The sequence below is a fragment of the Sphingobacteriales bacterium genome (assembly GCA_016700115.1).
In the GTDB taxonomy this organism is placed as follows: Bacteria; Bacteroidota; Bacteroidia; order Chitinophagales; family UBA2359; genus UBA2359.
The window spans coordinates 1,427,646-1,449,615 of record CP064999.1; the positions used below are offsets into that span (position 1 = coordinate 1,427,646).

22 protein-coding genes are annotated in these 21,970 nt (G+C 40.3%); 6 read left to right on the forward strand and 16 right to left on the reverse strand.

What is annotated here, in order from left to right:
* Positions 1 to 24 precede the first annotated feature (24 nt).
* The 3 genes from IPM47_04930 to IPM47_04940 are packed head-to-tail and all read right to left on the reverse strand — an operon-like array spanning position 25 to position 3,021.
* Positions 25 to 2,028 carry a T9SS type A sorting domain-containing protein gene (locus IPM47_04930; protein ID QQS30295.1) on the reverse strand — a complete coding sequence of 668 codons (2,004 nt, stop codon included), beginning with the start codon at positions 2,026 to 2,028 and terminating at the stop codon, positions 25 to 27.
* A complete protein-coding gene (locus tag IPM47_04935) occupies positions 1,985 to 2,605 on the reverse strand; it encodes a hypothetical protein (protein QQS30296.1) in 621 nt (206 codons plus the stop codon). Before IPM47_04935 ends, IPM47_04930 begins: the two co-directional genes overlap by 44 nt.
* Positions 2,536 to 3,021: a hypothetical protein gene (locus IPM47_04940; GenBank protein QQS30297.1), complete on the reverse strand. Its 486-nt coding sequence runs from the start codon at positions 3,019 to 3,021 to the stop codon at positions 2,536 to 2,538. The genes IPM47_04935 and IPM47_04940 overlap by 70 nt, the downstream gene beginning before the upstream one ends.
* 606 nt (positions 3,022 to 3,627) lie before the next feature.
* Here IPM47_04940 and IPM47_04945 point away from each other — a divergent pair.
* Together IPM47_04945 and IPM47_04950 are read left to right on the forward strand one after the other, a co-directional pair.
* Positions 3,628 to 4,062 carry a transposase gene (locus tag IPM47_04945; GenBank protein ID QQS30298.1) on the forward strand — a complete coding sequence of 145 codons (435 nt, stop codon included), beginning with the start codon at positions 3,628 to 3,630 and terminating at the stop codon, positions 4,060 to 4,062.
* Positions 4,059 to 4,952: an IS3 family transposase gene (locus IPM47_04950; protein QQS30299.1), complete on the forward strand. Its 894-nt coding sequence runs from the start codon at positions 4,059 to 4,061 to the stop codon at positions 4,950 to 4,952. The genes IPM47_04945 and IPM47_04950 overlap by 4 nt, the downstream gene beginning before the upstream one ends.
* A 55-nt stretch (positions 4,953 to 5,007) precedes the next feature.
* On the opposite strand, the gene IPM47_04955 is transcribed toward IPM47_04950, so the two are convergent.
* The 11 genes from IPM47_04955 to IPM47_05005 all read right to left on the reverse strand — a co-directional run bounded on the left by IPM47_04955 (position 5,008) and on the right by IPM47_05005 (position 16,368).
* Positions 5,008 to 5,385, reverse strand: coding sequence for a T9SS type A sorting domain-containing protein (locus tag IPM47_04955; GenBank protein QQS30300.1), 378 nt, complete (start codon positions 5,383 to 5,385; stop codon positions 5,008 to 5,010).
* Positions 5,297 to 6,583, reverse strand: a complete 1,287-nt coding sequence (locus IPM47_04960) for a hypothetical protein (protein ID QQS30301.1) — start codon at positions 6,581 to 6,583, stop codon at positions 5,297 to 5,299. Before IPM47_04960 ends, IPM47_04955 begins: the two co-directional genes overlap by 89 nt.
* 92 nt (positions 6,584 to 6,675) lie before the next feature.
* Positions 6,676 to 9,672, reverse strand: a complete 2,997-nt coding sequence (locus IPM47_04965; GenBank protein ID QQS30302.1) for a T9SS type A sorting domain-containing protein — start codon at positions 9,670 to 9,672, stop codon at positions 6,676 to 6,678.
* Between the two features lie 605 nt (positions 9,673 to 10,277).
* Positions 10,278 to 12,365, reverse strand: coding sequence for a VWA domain-containing protein (locus tag IPM47_04970; GenBank protein QQS30303.1), 2,088 nt, complete (start codon positions 12,363 to 12,365; stop codon positions 10,278 to 10,280).
* Positions 12,366 to 12,534: 169 nt separating this feature from the next.
* Complete coding sequence (locus IPM47_04975; GenBank protein ID QQS30304.1) at positions 12,535 to 12,936, reverse strand: nuclear transport factor 2 family protein; 402 nt, start codon at positions 12,934 to 12,936, stop codon at positions 12,535 to 12,537.
* A 105-nt stretch (positions 12,937 to 13,041) separates the two neighbouring features.
* On the reverse strand, positions 13,042 to 13,464 hold the full coding sequence (locus IPM47_04980; GenBank protein QQS30305.1) for a nuclear transport factor 2 family protein: 423 nt from the start codon (positions 13,462 to 13,464) through the stop codon (positions 13,042 to 13,044).
* An 83-nt stretch (positions 13,465 to 13,547) separates the two neighbouring features.
* Positions 13,548 to 14,090 (reverse strand): hypothetical protein, encoded by a 543-nt coding sequence (locus IPM47_04985; GenBank protein ID QQS30306.1) that lies wholly within the window; start codon positions 14,088 to 14,090, stop codon positions 13,548 to 13,550.
* A 2-nt stretch (positions 14,091 to 14,092) separates the two neighbouring features.
* Entirely contained in the window at positions 14,093 to 14,596 is a 504-nt protein-coding gene (locus IPM47_04990) for a transposase (protein ID QQS30307.1), read from the reverse strand.
* Positions 14,523 to 14,891, reverse strand: coding sequence for a hypothetical protein (locus IPM47_04995; GenBank protein QQS30308.1), 369 nt, complete (start codon positions 14,889 to 14,891; stop codon positions 14,523 to 14,525). The genes IPM47_04990 and IPM47_04995 overlap by 74 nt, the downstream gene beginning before the upstream one ends.
* 129 nt (positions 14,892 to 15,020) lie before the next feature.
* The gene (locus tag IPM47_05000) at positions 15,021 to 15,485 is read right to left on the reverse strand and encodes a nuclear transport factor 2 family protein (GenBank protein ID QQS30309.1); all 465 of its coding nucleotides are present in this window, start codon (positions 15,483 to 15,485) and stop codon (positions 15,021 to 15,023) included.
* A 49-nt stretch (positions 15,486 to 15,534) separates the two neighbouring features.
* The gene (locus tag IPM47_05005; GenBank protein ID QQS30310.1) at positions 15,535 to 16,368 is read right to left on the reverse strand and encodes an ester cyclase; all 834 of its coding nucleotides are present in this window, start codon (positions 16,366 to 16,368) and stop codon (positions 15,535 to 15,537) included.
* A 148-nt stretch (positions 16,369 to 16,516) separates the two neighbouring features.
* Between IPM47_05005 and IPM47_05010 the strand changes: the two genes are divergently transcribed.
* Both IPM47_05010 and IPM47_05015 read left to right on the forward strand, forming a co-directional pair.
* Entirely contained in the window at positions 16,517 to 17,068 is a 552-nt protein-coding gene (locus IPM47_05010) for an RNA polymerase sigma factor (GenBank protein ID QQS30311.1), read from the forward strand.
* A 17-nt stretch (positions 17,069 to 17,085) separates the two neighbouring features.
* Positions 17,086 to 17,673, forward strand: coding sequence for a cupin domain-containing protein (locus IPM47_05015; GenBank protein ID QQS30312.1), 588 nt, complete (start codon positions 17,086 to 17,088; stop codon positions 17,671 to 17,673).
* Between the two features lie 221 nt (positions 17,674 to 17,894).
* Here IPM47_05015 and IPM47_05020 read toward each other — a convergent pair whose 3' ends face one another.
* Positions 17,895 to 18,407 (reverse strand): hypothetical protein, encoded by a 513-nt coding sequence (locus IPM47_05020; protein QQS30313.1) that lies wholly within the window; start codon positions 18,405 to 18,407, stop codon positions 17,895 to 17,897.
* A gap of 172 nt (positions 18,408 to 18,579) precedes the next feature.
* Here IPM47_05020 and IPM47_05025 point away from each other — a divergent pair, with 172 nt between their 5' ends.
* Positions 18,580 to 18,876, forward strand: coding sequence for an ATP-dependent Clp protease adaptor ClpS (locus tag IPM47_05025; GenBank protein ID QQS30314.1), 297 nt, complete (start codon positions 18,580 to 18,582; stop codon positions 18,874 to 18,876).
* Between the two features lie 33 nt (positions 18,877 to 18,909).
* On the opposite strand, the gene IPM47_05030 is transcribed toward IPM47_05025, so the two are convergent.
* Positions 18,910 to 20,130, reverse strand: coding sequence for a hypothetical protein (locus IPM47_05030; protein QQS30315.1), 1,221 nt, complete (start codon positions 20,128 to 20,130; stop codon positions 18,910 to 18,912).
* 450 nt (positions 20,131 to 20,580) lie between these two features.
* Between IPM47_05030 and IPM47_05035 the strand changes: the two genes are divergently transcribed.
* Positions 20,581 to 21,960, forward strand: a complete 1,380-nt coding sequence (locus IPM47_05035) for a hypothetical protein (protein ID QQS30316.1) — start codon at positions 20,581 to 20,583, stop codon at positions 21,958 to 21,960.
* The last annotated feature ends 10 nt before the right edge of the window (positions 21,961 to 21,970 follow it).

The window sequence follows — 21,970 nt, forward strand, 5'->3', positions numbered from 1 at the left end:
GCAAACAAGGGATGGTTGGTTGGTTTACCGTATAACGGCTAATTTTTGAGTATATAGTGCGCCGCTTGTAGTTTTAAGGTGTAGTAAGTAAAAACCATTGGGATAATCTGCGATTTGCAAGGTAATATTTGGCTGGACAACCGGCAGTTGGTCTATTATTCTGCCCTGTAAATCCAGTACATATAATTTTGCATTCCTAAATATTTCGGGCAGCGTGATGTATATCTGAACTTGGGTGTTGGCAGGGTTGGGGTACAAGTACATGCTTGTTTCTTCGGCTTTTGGGCTGTTTTTAGCTTTGGGAGGCGCGAGTGGCGTTTTATCAAAAGTTTCGGCATAGTGGGCCGCAATAAGGCTCTGTGCCAGTGTATTTTGTGCGCTGATCTCGTTATTTGCCAGGCTGCGCAACAGGGTTTCCTGTTCGCTCATGGTCTTACCCGGTCCTGCCGGCGGTTGAATGCCGTTTAGTATTTGCAAATAAAGGTTTACAAATTCTATGTTTTCGGTATTGTCTAAGGGTATATCGGCAAGTTTTAGCATGGCGTTAATGCTATCGGCTTCATCTGTATAAGTGGCGACCAACATTTTATCGGTTTCGATGCGTTGCAGTTCTTCCAGGTCGGTTTTGGCTTGGGCGGTTTGTTGGAGGTGAAGGCGTTCTTGTATTAAGCCGGTATAGAGGCGCATTTGCTCTTCAGGGTCGTTGGTCTGACTGAGTAACTGCTGCCAACATTCCGGGTTACAGGGGTCGTCAAAAGCACAATGACTTTGTTGAATTGATGGGAAACACTCAAACACATCTACGCCACCCGGTATTTCAACATTTAAAGTAGGGGCAAATACTGCACTTTGTGCTCTGTATGTAAAGTCGGCATTGGTAGCATTGTATATGTTAAGGTAATCAATACCATTTGGGTTGGGCTTAAAGCTGTTCCGGCGGGCTAATTTAGGTTCAAATTCCTCGCAAATTCCTTGGTCGTTCAGGTAATCTGTTGGGTTAAATTTAATAATCAACCAATCCATATTTATCGGGTAGTTGTATTGGTTGCAATCAATGATGAGATTAGGGTTTTTTCCCGAAAAAATATTGGCTACGGCAAATGTACCGCTAAAGGAGTTTTCTGTTACAGTGCCGGCAGCATAGTCAATATCTCTGCGCAGTTCAAGGGCAACGTTTAGATTTGGAGAAGCATCGGAGCAGGTAAACGAATTATTGCCGATATAATAACCGCTGGCACGTTCTGTAAAAATGCCATAACCTCCATCTATGTTATTGCCAAAGTGGGTTACATCAAAATGGTTGTTCTCTATTTGGGCAAAAATACCGCCATTTAAAGTAAGTGCTTTATTGGTGGCTAAAAAATCATTGTTCTGTACACTGATTACAGAGGTTAACGAGGGTCCGGCATAATAGTCTATTCCTTTATACAGATTTTCAAATCGATTGCCGGAACCGGTTTCGCCTACCCGCATACCTGTTCCGGTATTAAAAATTCCGATGCCCCGCTGTTTTGTTTCAACTATACTTTGCAAATTGATAAAGACATTATTTTTTATGGGCGAGTACAGCTTACCGCTTCTGCTTGCTATACCTACCGGTTGTCCGTATATGCCGGTACCTGCTATATAGTCGTCTGTGATTTCAAAGCGGCAATTTTGTATGTGGCTAATGCGCAAAAGGGCATTGTTTGGGTTTGCAATCAGCACTCCGACCTGATTGTTTTTAAATAAGGTATTGCCTTCTGCCCAAATAATACCACCAGTGTTGGCAATAATCCCGTCCTGATTGTTCAGCATAGCGGTTGCCACACCTATTCTGGCGTTTTCTATTTTGGCATTGTTATATAGGTATGCTATTCCATGTGCGGGTGCAAAATCGGTCAGTGGGTTGAACGGTTCGGCGGGGTGTGGTTCGTCGGGATTGCCAAGTATTTGAATGCCTTGCCATCGCTCATTATCACAACCGTTGCTTACCGTGCCACCGTCAACTATCAGTTTTGCGCCGGGCATTACCGATATCCAGGGCATCTTTAGGCATTAATAAAAGGTTCTTGAGGGTAAGGCTTGCACCCGGCATAACCATAATATCACTATACACTCTCATATAGCAGTTCCATGTTTCATTACTTGTAACCTCTATCGGGTAATCAATTGAATATGGACAATTTCGCACATAGCTGCTAACAGTTCTTTCGGTTAATGACTTGTGGCAGTGACCTAACTCATTTATAGTTATGGTATTGTGGGCTGTAGCTGGGTTGCCCCATTGCGTAACCATAAATCTGTCGCAGGTGCCATTTGTAGGAGAACCCAAATTTTCTTCTAAATCTGGCAAGTTTAAACAATGCCCTAATTCGTGCGACAAAGTCCATTCATTAATCATCCATTCAATTGGATAATTATTAGGTTTAAATTCTAACTCAATTTTAGTAAAAGTCCTAAACATAAATACAAAAGGCAGTTGTCCACCACCGCTACTACTGCCAAAACCTGGTGTGTTTGCTATTGCGCCTGCATTGCTGCTGTATAGTGCTTCTACAAAAAATATATTGATTTCTTTAGTCTTATTGACACCATAGTTTTGAAATAATGAGTAGAATAGCACAGAGGAGTTTGTCGCAGGTGGCGGAGCAAATAAATTATATGTGCGTCTTCGTCCAAATAAGTAATTCCCGAAAGTTTGAACCGAATATAACTTTCACCATCATTGTACACATTACAACCGGTAGAAGCATCTTTAGGTTTAAAATCTGAATAATAACTGTTTATCCCTGCTTCCAGCCCGTTCAGGTATTCCTGATGTAATTCATCATCTTCCTGAAAATTCCCTGACCCGTCAGAACGTCTGACAATTATAAACCTCATAGCTATTTCTTTAGTTACATGGTTTTCAAGCCAATACTCTAAATTTGATGAAACACAGGTACTCAAAGGTTCAGGCAAATCATTTATTACTCCCCCACAATCCTCATGCATTTGCGATTGTACCGGCATTTGAAACAGCATGGTTAAAATAAACATAAATAATCTGATTGCCCGTTTGCGGGGGGGCAGGAATCTAAGTAAAACTCTTTCTTTTTCATAGTTTCGTTGATTTATAGTTTGTAAAAAATAGGTAATTGTTATATGGTGGCTTAGAATTTAATAAATACTTTTCTGTTCATTGTCCCCTATTTATAGTCGCTTTTCATATATACATGTACAAAGCTAACTTTTTATGAATACCCTTGTATCTTTTATGGTAATTTTTTTAAAAATAAGTTTGCATAGTTCTTCTTTTTGAAACGGGAAAAAAAAAGCTTTCTGAAAATGCGCAGAGAACTTACTCCTCAAATTTCATTCAGTAAACAACCGTCTAACAGATGGGCTTTGGTTTGTTCGACCGGATAAAACTCTTTCAAATCCAGTTGCATTGAAAACTATGACACTTTTCTTTTTTTGCAAAGACAAAAAAGGGGGGAGGGTTTATTTTTGCAGTTCAGTCAACTTCATTTCCCGGGCTATTCATGCGCGCGGCAGCAGCGATAATTGTACCGCTGAAATTCTCTAATCCGGTAAAAGTATCAGAACCACCAAAGTAGCCACTTGTGCTTGCCTGAAATAGGTTGACCTCAAAATCAACTATACATGGACACGAAAAAAACGAATCAGGAAAATTCAGGCTTAGAAGTATCAGCCATTAACCGCACATTTAGCGAAGCCTTAAAACGAAAGCTAATTGAAGAATTAGATAAGAAAGTCATTACTATTGGACAAATTATTACGCTTTATGGCGTTAGCCGTACTTCTATTTACAAATGGCGTTATCTTTACTCAGTACATTATGAAAAGCAAACAAAAGTAGTGATACAAATGGAAAGTGAAGCATCCAAGAACATTTTTTTAAACCAGCGCGTAGCAGAATTAGAGCGTGTAGTTGGTCAAAAACAGTTGGAAATAGATTATCTGAATAAGGTAATAGACTTTGCTAACAAGGATTATAGCATAGATTTAAAAAAAAAGTGCGAACATCAGTCATTGAATGGTTCCGCAAGCACCCCCAAACACACAACCACCAAATGACAGACCTATACACTCTGAATGGTATCAGTAAACAAGCGCACGCACAAGCTTTAGCTTATGAGCGTCGGCAAGCCGGTAAAATACCCTTTTACCTGGGTCTTATTGAAGAGTTACGAGAGTTACATCCGTCCATCGGTTTACGCAATATTTATGAAACCTATCAGCCTGATGGGATAGGCAGAGATGCTTTTATAGATATGGGAAAGCGGTACGGGTATATGCTTGAAGAGCGTTCTAACCCCATTAGAACCACTTACAGCGTAAAATGTCATCGTTTTAAGAACCTATTGGCAGGCAAGGAGTTTACAGATGTCAACCAGCTTTGGTCGTCCGATATCACTTATTACAGCTTAGCAGAACAGTTTTTCTACCTGGTGTTTATTATGGATGTTTACTCCCGAAAAATCATCGGATACAACATTGCCGACAACATGAGGGCAGAAAACAATATTCTTGCTTTGCGAATGGCACTCACCCACAGAGGCATAGACAACTACCGAAACCAACTCATTCACCACTCCGACAAAGGTTCACAATATGCCAGTGATGCTTACACAGAATTACTGTCTAATCACAATATTTCCATTAGCATGTGTCTGAATGTGTATGAAAACGCCCACATTGAAAGGATGAACGGGACGATTAAAAATGATTACTTAAAACACTACAACATCAAAACGTTCAAAGAACTAACCGAAGGGGTAAAAAAAGCAGTCCATATTTACAACCAGAACCGAAAGCACCAAAGCCTGCCAAATAGAATGACTCCCAATCAATTTGAAACCTATTTATTAACAGAGCCAAGCAGCCAAAGACCAAACCTAAGTATTTACACAACTAAGAAAAACGAACAAATAACAAATCAATTATCTCTAACATTTGCTTTATAATTTACTAAAAAGGTCAACCTATTTTAGGAAGGCACAACTTTTCACTTTTAGTTTTTCACTTTTCACTTACCAAAATCTTCCCTGTACTCTCATGCCGCTCATATCCGCCCGGAAATGCCAACCGCCACACGTACATCCCCGAAGGCAACCCCGATAAATCGAGGATCTGCGTAAAAGTCCCCTTCAGGGGATTTAGGGGTGATTGGGTTTGGGGTGAAGGGGTTAGGGACGAGCCACCGGCAGGTAATACCTGATACCGCACCTTTTGCCCTTGTAAATCATACAATTCTACCACGCCAAAGGACAACTGCGGGGGGAGGGAATAGGTAATTTGGGCGGTACCGTTATTGGGTACAGGGTTTGGAAATACCTGTGCCTGCACATACTGCCGTACACCGGTCTGAATGGGGTTTATACCTATTGGATATTCCACGTCTGCTGCATGGTGCTGTACCGCAGGTGTTGCCAAGACTGTCCACTTTTAATACCCAGCTCTTAGTGGGAGAATTAGAATTGAAACCTGCCAAAACAAAACCACCATCGGGAGTGGGTTCTATATCACGGATGTAATCATCATCGATATTTGTGTCAGACGAAATAGGTGCTTCCCAAAGTATATCGCCCTCCTCAGAAATAGCTGTGATGGCTACCTCCCATATTGGCGGAGGGCCATAAGCAATAGGTACGGCAATTATTAATCCCGTTTCAGGATAGTAATAATGGGCAGATGACGGACTATAAGAGTTGTTTTTCAAGTGTGTTTTAGGTTGCCCAATGATTGCACCGTCAGCGGCAGAAAGATTGGCAAGGTACAGCCCTTTTTTATCAGGGAGGGTGCTTTTTATTAACCCCATTAACATGAGGTTGCTGTTTGCCAGTTGAAATACCTTGCATCCGCCATCATCGTCATTGGTGCCAAAGGTTTTTTGCCATTGCAGCGTGCCGATGCTGTCTGTTTTGACCACATACATATCATAGCCCGTGCTGTTGCTATAGCGGTAGCCCGATAAAACATAGCCCCCGTCTTGCGTTTGTTCGGCATACAGAAAAGTTGCCCATGTGCCATAAGCAACATCCCAAACCCAATTAAAATCGGCATCGAGTTTCATCATAAAAAACTTACTTCCGGTACCCGTTACCTGATTAGATGTCCATCCCGCAATTAAATAACCTCCATCCTGAGAGGCTATTATTTGAGCATTACCCTCTAAATAATCGGGGCGACTATAAAAATGGGATTGTAGTATCATACCCATATCGTCAAACTTTACTAAGGCAAAATCTCTGTTAGCAGCACTTTCTCCTTTTGTAAATACTACTATATTTTCATTTTTACCTGTTCTTATCATAGAGTTACCAAACAGTATAGCACTATACTGCACTGACCCATCTAAAATCTGTGTCCATTCGGTTTCTCCATATAAATTGATTTTGCGTAAATAAGTGGCGGAGTACCCACCGGAAGCGTTAAAATCGCCAACAACTAAATATCCATCTGATATCGGTTTAACGGCAACGGACCCCATACTGATACTATCTTCATAATAAGTTTGGTTGAAATAAATAGTTTGGGTAAGCAATGTGGAGTAATAACAAAGAAAGGCTATTAGTGAAACAATTATTTTTTTCATTACAATTTGTTTTTGAGGGTTGCAGCAAATACAAAAAGCCTTGTTTGCCTGAATAGTATTCAATTCAGGCAAACAAGGGATGGTTGGTTGGTTTACCGTATAACGGCTAATTTTTGAGTATATAGTGCGCCGCTTGTAGTTTTAAGGTGTAGTAAGTAAAAACCATTGGGATAATCTGCGATTTGCAAGGTAATATTTGGCTGGACAACCGGCAGTTGGTCTATTATTCTGCCCTGTAAATCCAGTACATATAATTTTGCACTACTAAATATTTCGGGCAGCGTGATGTATATCTGAACTTGGGTATTGGCAGGGTTGGGGTACACGTACATGCTTGTTTCTTCGGCTTTTGGGCTGTTTTTAGCTTTGGGAGGCGCGAGTGGCGTTTTATCAAAAGTTTCGGCATAGTGGGCCGCAATAAGGCTCTGTGCCAGTGTATTTTGTGTGCTGCGCTCGTTATTTGCCAGGCTGCGCAACAGGGTTTCCTGTTCGCTCATGGTCTTACCCGGTCCTGCCGGCGGTTGAATGCCGTTTAGTATTTGCAAATAAAGGTTTACAAATTCTATGTTTTCGATATTGTCTAAGGGTATATCGGCAAGTTTTAGCATGGCGTTAATGCTGTCGGCTTCATCGGTGTAGGTGGCAACCAATATTTTATCGGTTTCTGCGCGTTGCAGTTCTTCCAGGTCGGTTTTGGCTTGTGCGGTTTGTTGGAGGTAAAGGCGTTCTTGTATTAAGCCGGTATAGAGGTGCTTTTGCTCCTCAGGGTCGTTGGTCTGACTGAGCAACTCCTGCCAACAATCAGGGTTACAGGGGTCGTCAAAAGCACAATGACTCTGTTGTTCATTTTCAAAACACTCAAACACATCTACGCCACCCGGTATTTCAACATTTACAGTAGGGGCAAATACTGCACTTTGTGCTCTGTATGTAAAGTCGGCATTGGTAGCATTGTATATGTTAAGGTAATCAATACCATTTGGGTTGGGCTTAAAACTGTTCCGGCGGGCTAATTTAGGTTCAAATTCCTCGCAAATTCCTTGGTCGTTCAGGTAATCTGTTGGGTTAAACTTAATAATTAACCAATCCATATTTATCGGGTAGTTGTATTGGTTGCAATCAATGATGAGATTAGGGTTTTTTCCCGAAAAAATATTGGCTACGGCAAATGTACCGCTAAAGGAGTTTTCTGTTACAGTGCCGGCAGCATAGTCAATATCTCTGCGCAGTTCAAGGGCAACGTTTAGATTTGGAGAAGCATCGGAGCAGGTAAACGAATTATTGCCGATATAATAACCGCTGGCACGTTCTGTAAAAATGCCATAACCTCCATCTATGTTATTGCCAAAGTGGGTTACATCAAAATGGTTGTTCTCTATTTGGGCAAAAATACCGCCATTTAAAGTAAGTGCTTTATTGGTGGCTAAAAAATCATTGTTCTGTACACTGATTACAGAGGTTAACGAGGGTCCGGCATAATAGTCTATTCCTTTATACAGATTTTCAAATCGATTGCCGGAACCGGTTTCGCCTACCCGCATACCTGTTCCGGTATTAAAAATTCCGATGCCCCGCTGTTTTGTTTCAACTATACTTTGCAAATTGATAAAGACATTATTTTTTATGGGCGAGTACAGCTTACCGCTTCTGCTTGCTATACCTACCGGTTGTCCGTATATGCCGGTACCTGCTATATAGTCGTCTGTGATTTCAAAGCGGCAATTTTGTATGTGGCTAATGCGCAAAAGGGCATTGTTTGGGTTTGCAATCAGCACTCCGACCTGATTGTTTTTAAATAAGGTATTGCCTTCTGCCCAAATAATACCACCAGTGTTGGCAATAATCCCGTCCTGATTGTTCAGCATAGCGGTTGCCACACCTATTCTGGCGTTTTCTATTTTGGCATTGTTATATAGGTATGCTATTCCATGTGCGGGTGCAAAATCGGTCAGTGGGTTGAACGGTTCGGCGGGGTGTGGTTCGTCGGGATTGCCAAGTATTTGAATGCCTTGCCATCGCTCATTATCACAACCGTTGCTTACCGTGCCACCGTCAACTATCAGTTTTGCGCCGGGCATTACCGATATCCGGGCATCTTTAGGCATTAATAAAAGGTTCTTGAGGGTAAGACTTGCACCCGGCATAACCATAATATCACTATACACTCTCATATAGCAGTTCCATGTTTCATTACTTGTAACCTCTATCGGGTAATCAATTGAATATGGACAATTTCGCACATAGCTGCTAACAGTTCTTTCGGTTAATGACTTGTGGCAGTGACCTAACTCATTTATAGTTATGGTATTGTGGGCTGTAGCTGGGTTGCCCCATTGCGTAACCATAAATCTGTCGCAGGTGCCATTTGTAGGAGAACCCAAATTTTCTTCTAAATCTGGCAAGTTTAAACAATGTCCTAATTCGTGCGACAAAGTCCATTCATTAATCATCCATTCAATTGGATAATTATTAGGTTTAAATTCTAACTCAATTTTAGTAAAAGTCCTAAACATAAATACAAAAGGCAGTTGTCCACCACCGCTACTACTGCCAAAACCTGGTGTGTTTGCTATTGCGCCTGCATTGCTGCTGTATAGTGCTTCTACAAAAAATATATTGATTTCTTTAGTCTTATTGACACCATAGTTTTGAAATAATGAGTAGAATAGCACAGAGGAGTTTGTCGCAGGTGGCGGAGCAAATAAATTATATGCTGCGTCTTCGTCCAAATAAGTAATTCCCGAAAGTTTGAACCGAATATAACTTTCACCATCATTGTACACATTACAACCGGTAGAAGCATCTTTAGGTTTAAAATCTGAATAATAACTGTTTATCCCTGCTTCCAGCCCGTTCAGGTATTCCTGATGTAATTCATCATCTTCCTGAAAATTCCCTGACCCGTCAGAACGTCTGACAATTATAAACCTCATAGCTATTTCTTTAGTTACATGGTTTTCAAGCCAATACTCTAAATTTGATGAAACACAGGTACTCAAAGGTTCAGGCAAATCATTTATTACTCCCCCACACTCCTTATGCATTTGCGATTGTACCGGCATTTGAAACAGCATGGTTAAAATAAACATAAATAATCTGATTGCCCGTTTGCGGGGGGGCAGGAATCTAAGTAAAACTCTTTCTTTTTCATAGTTTCGTTGATTTATAGTTTGTAAAAAATAGGTAATTGTTATATGGTGGCTTAGAATTTAATAAATACTTTTCTGTTCATTGTCCCCTATTTATAGTCGCTTTTCATATATACATGTACAAAGCTAACTTTTTATGAATACCCTTGTATCTTTTATGGTAATTTTTTTAAAAATAAGTTTGCATAGTTCTTCTTTTTGAAACGGGAAAAAAAAAGCTTTCTGAAAATGCGCAGAGAACTTACTCCTCAAATTTCATTCAGTAAACAACCGTCTAACAGATGGGCTTTGGTTTGTTCGACCGGATAAAACTCTTTCAAATCCGGTTGCATTGAAAACTATGACACTTTTCTTTTTTTGCAAAGACAAAAAAGGGGTGAGGGTTTATTTTTGCAGTTCAGTCAACTTCACTTCCCGGGCTATTCATGCACGCGGCAGCAGCGATACTTGTACCGCTGAAATTCTCTAATCCGGTAAAAGTATCTCAAACAAGACAAAAAATGTCTGTTTGTCAAAAGCCCCGAAAGATTTGGTGTATCAAATTACTATTGACCCAAAACAGTAAATTTTCCGGAAGCGCTGCCACTGCTTGTATTGATTACGGCAAAGTAATATCCGTTCAGCACTCTTTGACCTTCATTATTTTGTAAGTTCCAATCAACTAAATATTCGCCTTTACCATTAAGGAAAATAGTATAGGTCGCAACGACTTGTCCCAGCACATTGTAGATAGTAAGGGTGGCTTTTTCTATGAGTAGTTGTTTGCAGATGATTTTTATCTGTACTTTGTCGGTAGCCGGGTTGGGGTAAATGCCGTTTATGTTTACAGTATTGCTTGTCTGGTTCTCAGTCAGCCATTCCTGAGCGATATCTGTGGTACCCCCTGTATTATCTGAAAAACTGGTGAAAGGTGAAATTACACCATAGCAGGTACTCAATTCCACAATTTGGTCGTGGATTAGTTCAGCGATGGCTCCTGTTGAGCTGTAATACTGTTGCATCAGGTAGGCAATTTTTTGTTTTGCCCATAATTTGGGCAAAAACTGCATTTGCAGAGTATTGTTTTCGGATAGGGTTAGCGGGTAATCGTAGCTTACAGGTGTTCCAAAAGCATTTCCGCTCAGATTTACATTGACCGTTCCCGGAGTATTGTAACGCCCGACTACCAGCATTTGTATGCCTTTAAACAGGTTGGGCAGTGGTATTGGATATGTTTCACTTACCAAATCGGGGCTAATGGTCATGTTGGTATTAAGCAGCACCGGATTTTGTATGGTGAGGTAAAAATTGGTAATCACCTCTTCCAGTTCATCATTCTTGAGAAATGTAGCTATCCCGTTGTTTTGATTGGCAAGCAGGGTAAGCAATTGTTCATTCACGTAACCTCCGATACCGAATGAAAAAATACTTATATCGGTTTCGGTGATGCTTATCAGGTCGTTTACGGCATTTAAAATCCCCGGTGTATTGGTAATGCCTGCGGTTGCTTCGCCATCGGTAAGAAATATAATCACATTGTAGGTATCGGCAGTTGCAGCGCCAAATTGCGGTATGGCAGTTTCAAAAGCACCGGAAATATTGGTTGAACCATCTGCATATAAGTTGGCAATATAGTTTAGGGCACTTGCCATGGTGCCGGGATTAAAATATTGGTGTGTGGTAAAAAGGCTGGTAATTTGATTGTCAAAATCTATCACATTAAACCGGTCGCCTTCATTCAGGTTTTGGACAATAAACGAAGCCGCATTTTTTGCCTGTTCCATTTTTGTACCGTTCATACTCCCCGACCGGTCAATAATGAGTGTAAATACTTTGTTGATAATGGGTGAAACGGCAGACCCATCGGGTTCTGCAATAAAGGCACAGTACCCTAGCCCATAAGCGTCGCAACCTAACGTTTCTGGAAAATAATTGCTAAAACCCACCACTCCCAAATCGGTGGCACTAAGCGTGTATTGCTGTTCATAATCCCGGTCGGCGGGTTGTTCGTAGAGCATCACCGTTACCGTTCCGGTGTAGTCGGTAAATGCCACATTGGCTTCTGCTTCATGAGAAGTGGTGATGAGGTTTTCGATAACCCTTCCGGAACTGAGCGTTAAATTGAAACTTTGCTCCACTAACGGAGTATTTTGAATAAGCAGGTAATCGTTCGGATAAAAATACTTAACAATCCCGAATTTATATGGCAGCAACTCTACATAGGTTAATTCAATAATGATGGTAGAATCGGGTTCAATTGCATTGTTTATATGGAAGTAAAGCGGTTGAATACCGAGATAATTGTTTAGATTGGTATTAGTGCTTCCGCCTCCCGATCCCGGCAAAATAGTGTCCTGGGGTTCGGCACTAAAATTGGCTTCGTTCCATTCTCCATTGCTAAACCAACGCAATCCTGTAGCACTTGCGTTTTCGGGAACCGGAAATGCAAATACGAAATTTTCGTCGTTTAAAAATTCATTTCTGAACTCCTGTGTTGCCACTGTAATGGCAATTTGGTTATACACTTCAACCTGTACATTTGAACTTATCAAATGCAAATATTTTGCAGAATCGGCATCAACTACACAAACACCATTTGCCCAAAGGGCCATGTTGTTGATTAACATGGCAATAATTAAAGATAGCTTTTTCATGTTTTTGACATTTAAGAGTAATTAACAGATTTTTCAAATTATCTTTATAATTCTCTTAACGTATCTGTTTCCAAAGCGGTTGCCTGATATTGGGTAAATAGCAAAAAATATAAATAAAAAAGGCCGCCCAAAGATTTTGGACAGCCTCTTTTACTTTACTTGTTAAAAACTAATTCAAAAAAGCATTGTTAATGCTCGAAAAATCGCCTGTACCCTTCCAGTCAATTGCTTCCCCTTTTTCATTAAATGACCATGTAAAAAGAGCCTTTACACTAAAGGGTTTGCCGGTTGAGGTAATAATTCCGTCGTGTTGAACAGCATTCAAAACTTTACCGTTTTCTTCTCTGTAATTGCTCGCCTCGAAAAATGTAGTCTGGCTGGTAGCTCCAAGTCCCTGAAAGAATTGAACAACGCCATCCTTACCATGAAAAGTGCCTCCAAATGGAGCTACTTTAGGGTCAGCACCATTATAAAATGTAACATCGTCTGCTAATTTTTCAAGAATACCGGGTACATCGCCTTGCATAAAACAAGCATAAATTTCTTGTACGGTTTTAAGGTTGTCGGACATCGCTAATTTGATTTAGAAGGTATTTAAAATTAAAAAGTAGAACTGCTGATTTTACAATCGGAACTCATTTGTCGCTGATTGATTTTGCCTATAAATTACCATAGACTAACCCATTACTCCCAATTGAAGCATAAGCGATCCTGAGTCCTGATAATTGTGAATAGATTTGACTTTGCCATTTTCCCAAACTTGCACTTCGCAAACTGTCAGATTTATAGATTTTCCCGTAGACGGAATAATGCCGTTCGGAGTATGCAAATTGCCGGTATGTGTAGCCGTAGCGTTAAATTCCACAACAACATTATTGCCATTTGAAAATACATTCTTGTGATGAATACGCATGTCGGGAAATGCCCCTTTAAAACCCTGCATAAACTGTATAAATTCATTTTTGCCTCTAAAAGTGGCACCCAAAGAATATACTTCTATTACCGCATCATCGGCAACCATAGAAACCGTTTTTTCAAAGTCGTTGTTAGAAAATGATTCGTGAATGTCGTAAACCAGTTGTTCAATTGAATTATTCATAAAATTATGTTTTTGAAAATTCAACAAGGCTGCCACAAATATAAGATAAGACGGTCGTGTTTTTTCTTCTATATTATAGATATTTAAGCGACATTGACCAAATCTGTTGGCATAAACCCGTCTGCGAATTGAGTATTAAAAATTGAATCGGGCGATTTTCGTACCAATTTAATAACTGTTTTGACCGTAAAACGCGTATTACAGAGTATTTTGAGGTCTAAAATGCTAAAGTTAGGGTTATTGTATTTAACCTGATATTGTGCCTGCAAAATTTTAGCCGTCAAGGTAGCGGTAAAGCATAGATTAACAAAATTGGTCAGATTTTTCGAGGTGTAGTTTTTGAAATCGGATAGTCCGAAAAATTGTTTGGCATCCCGAAAGTCAAACTCAATCTGAAAACGCAAACTATAATAATCTATCATAGTTTGCCAGTCGAGGTTAGGGTCGGTGGTGCAAAATTTAGAGAAGGCTACTTTTTGGGTTTTCAAATTGGTTATTTTTACTATCCCCACATTTAACAGGTTTTTGCTTAAGGATTTGTTGTAACAGGGCAGTTGCCATATCTGAGTAAGGAGACCATTTTCGGTTTTGGTGTCTTTCAGTTCTTGGTTATCAAGGTTGTTCAAATCTACTTTTTCTCCGTATTTTTGGGTCTTCCCCGATGTTTTGGGGCTACTGGGTCTGAGTAGGCATAGACGAGGGCGGCATTTACAGGCAAACGGGTAATCAGGTGAAGTCCGGTCTTTGTTACCGCAGAGAAATAATCTGCCGAGGCATAAGCACAGTCTGCTACCATATAGGTCAGGTTGATGCCCGGTAAGCACGAAAGCAACTTGTTTAACAAGGCGGTGAATGCCCGAAAGGATGCCGTAGGATTGGGCTGCTTGGGTCGGTTTTGCTGCCTTGCTTCCTGCCACGAACCAAACATCTGCCTTCGGCACTGCGCCGCTTGCCAGCTAATGCCTTCTTTTTCTGTTCCGCTATCCGCTTCCTGTCCCCCTCTGTCTGTACGACTTGCTCTACCACCATCGGATATGATTTCCGTTTCCCCACAGCTATCAGAGAAGCACAAAAAAACAAATCCCGAATATGGGGCATTTCTGAATGCTGCTCCAAAACTTCGACAAACCATAGGTCTTGTCCCGACTTTTCCCTTCTACCACTTCGTCTATGGCTATAATATAATTCTCCTCCGGTTGATACACCCACTTCAAAAACAACTTCATACGAATGCGCTCCCACAGGTAGTCCTCTGACATAAAACGAAACCAAGTGCGAACAGAGTAGTTACTATAGCGGCATAAACTCCGTACACTTACTCCATATCGAATACACATAAAACAGTACAGAAAATCCCTTAATTGTAATATCTTTGCTACTGACAGGATGTCTTTATATAACTCTAAAGGCAGAATGTTGGGAGGCATATACTTTGATTTTGGGTTTGCAATTCGCAAAATTACAAAGATATCGCCTCCCTTCTTTTTTTTAATGTGTGGCAGCCATGTTGAAAATTGTTAAAGAAAATTTCTCAGATGACTAAGATGATTGTCTGTTCAATTCGGGGTGAAAGCAGCTTCAAGACTACTTACATCAACAATGGCTTTGTGTTCCGTTACTAAACCGGCATCGTTCAATGTCCACCGCATTTCTCCTGTACTTTCATACGCTTTACCGGTGGTTAAAACTTTACCCTTAATATGAATGGAGGCAATCACGGTATTGCTTTCTTCTCCCACTATGCTTGGCACAAATTCTATCAATTGAACAACTGTGGGTATCACACCGAAAAATTTCTCCTTAATTTCTTCTGCACCCCTGAAAGTGCCTGCAAAAGGAATAATATCAGGATTGCCCGGGTGTATCCATACACAATCCGGGGCAAAAGTTGCAAGAATAGCAGGTATATCGCCCCGGCCAAAAGCAGCATAGTTATCCATAACCGTTTTGGCGTTTTTGCTTTGACTAAATATGGAGGTAGTAAGAATCAAAAAGAAAACAAAAGAAAGGAAAGGTTTCATGATTTGTAATGTTAAAGTGGTTGGAAATTCAACAAGCTTTGCTTTACAATTAATTTGTACTCATTTCAGTCAATATGGCATTACCTTTTAATTGGTTGACCATGGAAGCCGTATCCATTTCAACCCAGGATTCGCTGATTTTACCTTCGCTGTTAAATTTGTATGCCCCCATAACCGATAGTTTCATTTTATTGCCCGTAGCAGGTTGGCCCATAAACATGCCGGTATTAGTGCCGGTTGCAAATCCTTTGCAGCTAATAATATTGTCAGAAAATGAAAGCACTTCTAAATTGCGTTTGATATCGGGAAACGCAGCTTTAAAACCTGCAACTCGCATTTTTAACTCGTTGTTACCAGAAGTTACACCGCAAAAATGATGTTTGGCATCAGGGGTAAAATAGGAGACTAATTGTTCAACATCTGCGGTATCCGAAGCATCCATAATGCCTTTTACAATAGCTTCGGCAGCAGCACGCGGGTCAATGCCTGCCATCAATTGTGATTCAAACGATTTATTGTCAAACATTGCCATTATGGATTTTATTTTACCTTCTTCATTCAGTTCAAAAAGGGAAATAAATGGTAGCACCACTTTATTGCCGGTAGCCGGATTGCCCATCATAGAACCGGTATTTGTTCCAATAAAAGCACCTTTTACAGCTACTTTATTTTCATCGGCAATAAAATCAGACAATTCATGATGCCCATCGGGAAAACCTGTTTTAATAGCAACAACTATTTCTGCCCAACCATTTTTATCAAGTGGAACAGGCGACAGTGCCGGCATAAATTCAAAATCATGACTGAAATTATCAGCAAAATTGACATTTGCAGAATCAATTGCTGCAAAATAATCTGAAACAACAGAAAATCCATTTTTCATTTTTTATTAATTTTTTGGTTTGAAAGTTTATTTTTGTGAAGTTTTGCTAATTATACGAGCCGGTATTATTTTTGGATTACGAACCCCAAAAAAAATAAAACAGCCCTTTAGGTCTTAAAACTCAACAGCATCCGGGAGGAGATTGACCATGAACCCCGCTATTTATACAGCAACACATGAAGACGAGTTAATAAACCGGCTTAAAGAGCGGGACGAACCGGCTTTTGCTGAACTTTACGACCATTATTCGGGAATACTGTTTGGTTTAATAGTTCGAATAGTACAAGACTATGTTGATGCTGAAAACCTTTTACAAGATAGTTTTGTAAAAATTTGGCTGAACATCGAAAGATATGATCCTGAAAAGGGGTGCTTTGCCACCTGGTTGATAAACGTGGCCCGCAATACGGCGATAGATTTTACCCGATCAAAATATTATTCTTATAAAAAAATAAACCAGAATCTGGAAAAAATCGTTTCTAATGATTTAGTTCCTAAAACGAAAGGGATTGAGATAGAAACTATCGGCTTGCCCGACCACTTAGAAAAATTATCACCTCAGGCAAAAGATATTATCCAATGGATGTACTTTGAAGGATATACGCAACAAGAAATATCGGACATCAAAGGAATACCTCTTGGCACGGTCAAATCCAGAACGCGGCTTGCATTGAAAGAATTGAGAGAAATTTATGTATAATTTAAAACACCACCCAATTGAAAAATAAGTTTGACATCTCAAAACAAGAATTAGAAAAGTTACTCGCTTTCGATGGTCATCCAACTGATATAAGTGAGGCGGAGGCTGCGGAAAAAGCATTGCTTGGTTTAGCTGCCGGGTATGAACTGATACCGCCCTTACCACTAAAAAACAAAGTTTTAGATAAACTTCGTCAACTTAAACAACAAACCAACGCACGCACAACCTTAGATATCAATAACCTCCCCTTACTTAGTGCCACTTCAAACTGGTTAGATTGGAAAGAGTTGGTTAAAGACATCAACCCTCCCGATGATTTTGAAGATTTATACCTGCATACGCTCGAATTAAACAACACGCGCGAACTTTCTGTAGTTTGGGTGCGTGAGTATGTGCCTGAAGAAGTTCATGAAGATTTACTCGAAAGTTTTTTGATATTGGAAGGAGGTTGCGAATGTGAAATTACCAACTCTGAAGGCGACACCCGCACCGTTCGCCTTTCTGAAGGTGATTTTATTACTATGCAAATTGGTGAAACTCACAATATTAGAATTACCTCTCAGCAACCTACCAAAGCCATATTACAATGGCTGAAAGTTGCTTAAGCCTTTTGTCCCTGTCAAAAATGCTTTCGTTTACTACTTAACCATCCAAACAAAGGGGTATTTCGGTTTTTATTAGGCTGTTTTGCATTCGCAACATTCCTTTGTTTGTACCACTTAATCAAATGACAATATTGATGAGATGGGGTAAAAGCCTCCACTAAGTGGCAGGCTAAAATTCCTTTTTTAACGAAGTAATGGAACTGCCTGTTAAGCCCGCCGCGCTATTGGCTGTGATTGTACAGCCATTGATATTCAGCGATAACATCGGCAATAAAATGCTGGCAGTTTTTAAAAAACAGATTGTAATATCTGTATCTTTTTTGTGTGCGGACAACGGCTTCCTGCATAGTGCCTGCATCGTAGTAAGTAGTAAAGCATCGTTCAGGCGTGCCGGATTTGATAACCCCTGTTTCACGAATCAAGGACGCTTTAAAGAGACCGAAAAAATTCTGATTTTTGGGGTAAAAACCGATACAATCTCCATCACCGGTTTTGATGCAGACATGCCAAAAGTCTATTAAGGGAATTTTCGGAAACTTAATATTCAACACATTGATTTTGCTGATACAGATTTCGACCATCTGATTTGTTGATTGTTGATTGACCGTATCATACGCAATAACGGCCGGCTCTAAAGCAATGCTATCGGGCAGCAATGCTGCCTTGTGTCCGGCAAAGAGCGGCTGAACGTATATTGTTAACAGTTGCAGATAAATTAGAACAGTACGTGTCATTCTGCTATAATATTAGCTTAAAGGGTTGTTTATTTTTAAAAACTTTATTTCCAAAGCCAGTAGTATTCATCGGCAGTTAAATTGTTTTTATCCGGTACAAAAAACTTTTATTGTCTGTGTTTCGTTAAACAAATATAAAAACTTCCTTCCCGCTAAACGCTAATTACGGAACATGATTCGATTTGCCACACGCGAGTGGACAAAAGAAGATGTAGATATTTTATTAGATACCACCATTGACGGAGGGTGCAGGTTGGTGGTACATAACGATGAGGTCAACACTTTTGACTGGGTAATCAAAGCCTTGATAGAAATTTGCAGACATACACAGGAACAGGCAGAGCAATGCACCCTCATCATTCACTTTAAAGGCAGATGTGTGGTTAAAGAAGGTTCGGAAGATGAATTAAAGCCTATGCGTGAAGCCATAGTCGAGAGAGGCATCGGAGCAACTATAGAATACGACTAAGTAAAATAATGATCCGCCTGTTTACGGATTCTTTTATTGTTTTTTTTCTTGTTTTTTAAGTTCCCGTTCTTGTTTTCTTAATTCTTTCAGTTTGGCCAGGTCTCCGATATATTGATGATAGAGTTGTTTTGCTTTTTCGTCTTCCAGCAACCGGCTTTGTCTGAACTGTTGCAGGTCTTTCAAAAAAACATCCGTATCAAACACGATATCTTGTGTATAGATGGCCGAGTCAGAGTTGGCAGATTGGTTTTTCCCTGTCCACTTGAATGCTCCTTTATTGTAATTGTTTAGCACAAATCCATCTGCGAGCTGAAGCATAACGACAGTGCCGTCAATGGCAGCCCAACCATTTCGTTTTATGGAGAATTTCGATTTTGCGGGGTAAACCGACCCTTTTTTCATATCGCTTTTCCATTGTTTGAACAGCAGGTCGAGTTCATAGCGGTAGCTTCCCTGTTGCGCATCGTATCGGATAGGATTGATGGCGGAATGCCAGGCAATGAACCAATGCGGGCGGTCGAGCGTAATGCTGATGGATTTAAAAGCCAGGGCTGCCGTTGGATAGTAGTTGTTGCCAACCCCATGAATATAGTTTTCGGTAGATAGAGGGAGTTGTAACTCGGCGTGCTTGTCCCAGTTATAAACACGGTGGCTGCTTTGTTCGGAAACAAAAAGGTGGTGTCCGGAGCCGGAAAAAATGAGGTAAGAAATACTGATGCTGTACTCAAATTTGTCGCTCAACATGCTACATTCGATAGACTGACAACGCACCAAAAAAGCAGCATCAATGGTAAAACGTATTTGTGCGGTTGCGGGAATATAATATCCTTCGGTAACCGACAGCCTGAACATCTGCAACTTGTCAGCCCGTCTTTCTGATAAGATATCAAACCCGTTGATCACTACGGTATGTTGGTCGGCAATTTGAAATTCTTTTCGGGCATCTACCAATACCTCGAAGGAGGAGGTGTGCATATCGCCTAAATTTCCGGAAAAGCGGATTGTTTTTTTACCGGATTGAATTGAAATTCCATTAGCAGCCAAAAAGGAGTAATAGCCGTTGAACGTGCCGACATCGGGACCTAACCCTGTGGCTGAAGTATGGCTTAATGTGGCTGAAAAAGGAAACCCGTTAAAGATGGCCGGATTGTCAATATAGCTTCCAAGGCGATTTAACCGGTGGTTGTAGCTCCATTCGTGGGTAAATCCCCGCCAAAGAATAGCTGCATCGGAATAGAGGGAATCTTTAGGCATTTGAGCAAAAATAATTTGACCAAAAAGCATACATAAAAAGGAGATTACCCATATCATTCGCCTTTGTTTTGAAAGGGTAAAAGAAATCATGTAGTTTAATTTCAGCTTCATCTTATTCATTTTTTAATCTAAATACACTTGTGCCGGACAGCCGCAACTACCGGAGTCTGTATAAACGCATATCCGGTTAAAATCTTTTAGAAGATTGGTAAAACCCAAGTGGTCATTTGGTCATATTGTACCTTTTTGTTTCCTGAATGAGCGGTTAAAGTGAACTTCAACAGCATGATGAAGTTGAAAATTTTGGGAAGCCATTCATTTTTTTCGTTTTTTTTGACAATTAAATTAGTTTTGAACAGCTATTCCTGCTAAAATCAATATTTTAGATTCTAAATTTCGATTTATTGAATTGGAAACTTTGATTACCTTTAATCGTTAAATCTTTTGACTATGCAAAATATTAACCATGATGAACTGGGCATCTATTCAAGTGCGCCAAAATCCAGTGTTCACTTTGTAGAGCGGTTGACCAAAGCATTTTATTACCTGTTTTTACACCCACGGGCAGTTATTGCCGGCGATATTTTATGGGTATTAGTCGGTATAGGGTCGGTTACCTGGTTTTTCCGCAATTCGGGTAATATTTGGTTATCCGTTATTCTTTGTATTGCACTGCTCGGGATTTCATTGGCCTATTCCAATATTTTGCCCCGAATCTATACCTGGTTCACTACCCTGTTTTTTGGCAAACCGGTATTCGGTAAATTGGGAGGATTAGACAGAGTTACCTTTTTTACCATCCTAAAATCAAGCCCTAAAATACGGATTGATTTGAAAGAATCAGAAAAAGAAATCGCCAAAAAATTCTGTGAATTGGACAATGATCTGACGGAAGGTCTGTTTAGGGAGCGATACTATGCCCTTTACGGAGAACAGGCTTCCAGGGAGGGAACAGATATGGAAGCACAATGGAAAAATCTTTGGGAAAACAAATTGTTAATGGTCGGTACCGGAAAAGCGACCTTCCAAAATGTCAGAAATACAGAGAACCTCGGATTTAGGGTCATGCCCTTAAAGCTGCAAAATGCCACTATGTTAATCAGCCCGTTTATCAAATTTTTTCAATTGTTTGGCATCGTTCTCATAGTCGCCTATTTAGCCGAATGGATGTCGTTGTTGACCGCCATCCAAATCATGGTCGCTCTCAACCTCATCTTGTCTATATTTTGGTATTTGCTATACTCCTACAATATGTCGGATATCGCCCTGATTGTGCCTGATGAAACTGTCCTTTCTAAGGATTTATATCAAAAACATGCCGACAAAATTTCGGGGCTTCAAAACAAATCTATCAAACCAATAAATATAACCATCGAAAACAGTTTTTTCACCGATATACGCACCCATCAACTGAGGTTTATCGGTGCTTTTACCCTTCTAAACAGTTTATATATTCTGGGAATGTTGCTGTTGGTTGTGGGGGCTCAAGCCCTGTTTATAGGTTTGGGGGAACCGGCATCTAAATGGTACCTGTTGTTTGGCTTGGGCATCCTGCTGCTGCCCATTGGATTTTATGTCGGCTTCTTTTTTATCTCCGTCATCATTCAACATTTCCGGAAAGTGCTGGGCTCTCTGGTGGTTGGTGTTACCACTGCCGTTTTGCCCTTTTTTATTTACTATCTCATCAAAGGTCAGCTTCAAATCAATGAAGTCCAAAATGGTATCTGGGCAGCTTTGTCGGGAATTACCACCATTCTGAGCACCATAGTCGCCTCTCAGTTCAGAGAAATTCTGGAAAGCGAGCCTAAAAAGGATTCTGATAAAAAGTAAACCTGAATAA

What these genes read in the sequence shown, in the direction of transcription:
- IPM47_04930 (QQS30295.1), bottom strand. Translation starts at nt 2,028, where the DNA reads ATGCCCTGGATATCGGTAATGCCCGGCGCAAAACTGATAGTTGACGGT.
- IPM47_04940 (QQS30297.1), bottom strand. Translation starts at nt 3,021, where the DNA reads ATGTTTATTTTAACCATGCTGTTTCAAATGCCGGTACAATCGCAAATG.
- IPM47_04945 (QQS30298.1), top strand. Translation starts at nt 3,628, where the DNA reads ATGGACACGAAAAAAACGAATCAGGAAAATTCAGGCTTAGAAGTATCA.
- IPM47_04950 (QQS30299.1), top strand. Translation starts at nt 4,059, where the DNA reads ATGACAGACCTATACACTCTGAATGGTATCAGTAAACAAGCGCACGCA.
- IPM47_04960 (QQS30301.1), bottom strand. Translation starts at nt 6,583, where the DNA reads ATGAAAAAAATAATTGTTTCACTAATAGCCTTTCTTTGTTATTACTCC.
- IPM47_04965 (QQS30302.1), bottom strand. Translation starts at nt 9,672, where the DNA reads ATGTTTATTTTAACCATGCTGTTTCAAATGCCGGTACAATCGCAAATG.
- IPM47_04970 (QQS30303.1), bottom strand. Translation starts at nt 12,365, where the DNA reads ATGAAAAAGCTATCTTTAATTATTGCCATGTTAATCAACAACATGGCC.
- IPM47_04975 (QQS30304.1), bottom strand. Translation starts at nt 12,936, where the DNA reads ATGTCCGACAACCTTAAAACCGTACAAGAAATTTATGCTTGTTTTATG.
- IPM47_04980 (QQS30305.1), bottom strand. Translation starts at nt 13,464, where the DNA reads ATGAATAATTCAATTGAACAACTGGTTTACGACATTCACGAATCATTT.
- IPM47_04990 (QQS30307.1), bottom strand. Translation starts at nt 14,596, where the DNA reads ATGGTTTGTCGAAGTTTTGGAGCAGCATTCAGAAATGCCCCATATTCG.
- IPM47_04995 (QQS30308.1), bottom strand. Translation starts at nt 14,891, where the DNA reads ATGCCTCCCAACATTCTGCCTTTAGAGTTATATAAAGACATCCTGTCA.
- IPM47_05000 (QQS30309.1), bottom strand. Translation starts at nt 15,485, where the DNA reads ATGAAACCTTTCCTTTCTTTTGTTTTCTTTTTGATTCTTACTACCTCC.
- IPM47_05005 (QQS30310.1), bottom strand. Translation starts at nt 16,368, where the DNA reads ATGAAAAATGGATTTTCTGTTGTTTCAGATTATTTTGCAGCAATTGAT.
- IPM47_05010 (QQS30311.1), top strand. Translation starts at nt 16,517, where the DNA reads ATGAACCCCGCTATTTATACAGCAACACATGAAGACGAGTTAATAAAC.
- IPM47_05020 (QQS30313.1), bottom strand. Translation starts at nt 18,407, where the DNA reads ATGACACGTACTGTTCTAATTTATCTGCAACTGTTAACAATATACGTT.
- IPM47_05025 (QQS30314.1), top strand. Translation starts at nt 18,580, where the DNA reads ATGATTCGATTTGCCACACGCGAGTGGACAAAAGAAGATGTAGATATT.
- IPM47_05030 (QQS30315.1), bottom strand. Translation starts at nt 20,130, where the DNA reads ATGCCTAAAGATTCCCTCTATTCCGATGCAGCTATTCTTTGGCGGGGA.
- IPM47_05035 (QQS30316.1), top strand. Translation starts at nt 20,581, where the DNA reads ATGCAAAATATTAACCATGATGAACTGGGCATCTATTCAAGTGCGCCA.